This window comes from Streptococcus sp. ST14 (assembly GCF_046098195.1).
In the GTDB taxonomy this organism is placed as follows: Bacteria; Bacillota; Bacilli; order Lactobacillales; family Streptococcaceae; genus Streptococcus.
In genome coordinates, this window is sequence record NZ_JBJUSF010000066.1 from 1 (window position 1) to 964 (window position 964).

A 964-nucleotide genomic window follows, 5' to 3' on the forward strand; every position below is an offset into this window, starting at 1 on the left:
TGCTTGCTGGAATGGCAAATTCTGTCACATCTGTGTAGCACTTTTGCATTGGTTTGGTTGCTTCAAATTGACGTTGAATAAGATTATCTGCTTTCTTGCCAACCTCTCCTTGGTATGAAGAATACTTCCGTTTACGGCGAATTCGAGCCGTTAAACCAAGTACTTTCATCAGACGCTGCACCTTCTTATGGTTCACTACGAAGCCACGATTTCGTAATTCTAGAGTCATGCGACGATAGCCGTAATTTCCTTTGTGCTCAGTATAAATTGACTGAATTTCAGCTTTAATATCATAATCTTTATCGCTTTGATCCAGCTGTTTTAAGTGGTAATAATAAGTTGAACGGGCAAGTTTAATAATCTTTAGAAGGATATCTAAAGAAAACTCTGTTACCAGTCCTTGAACAATTTCCGTTTTTCTTCTTGCTCCTTTTCGTCTCTCAATCGGAGTTCTCTCAACTTTTTTAGAATGGCATTCTCCGCTCTCAAGTACTCATTTTCTGCTTGAAGACGTTCTAATTCTGTCATATCTTCAAATCTCTTCTTTGGCTTACGTCCCATTTTAGGTGGTCTCCCTCTTGTTTTCTCAACAATAGTATACCCGTTTTTCTTATATTGTGCCAGCCAATTCGAAAGTAATCCACTACTTAGAAGAGCATAATCCAGAGACGCCCTAATTTGTGAATGCCCCTCAAGAAGAACTTTATCAATGATCTCTTGTTTTAGTTCAGGAGAATAGTAACAATTCTTTCCTTTTTTGACGAACTCTATTCCGTAACGATCAATCAATTTAATCATGTACCTAAGATTAGAATTGTTTATCCCAAATTTATTTGAAAGCTTCTCTAAGCTATATCCTTGTTTTCTAAGTTCATAGATCTGAACTTTATCATCATAACTCAATTTCATAATAAAACACCCCAAAAGTTAGATTTTTTCTGTCTAACTTTTGGGGTGCAGTACA

At 36.4% G+C, this 964-nt stretch carries 1 pseudogene; it reads right to left on the reverse strand.

What is annotated here, in order from left to right:
* Positions 1-909: pseudogene (locus tag ACIY19_RS10820) on the reverse strand (IS3 family transposase); the annotation flags it as partial.
* Positions 910-964: the final 55 nt, after the last annotated feature.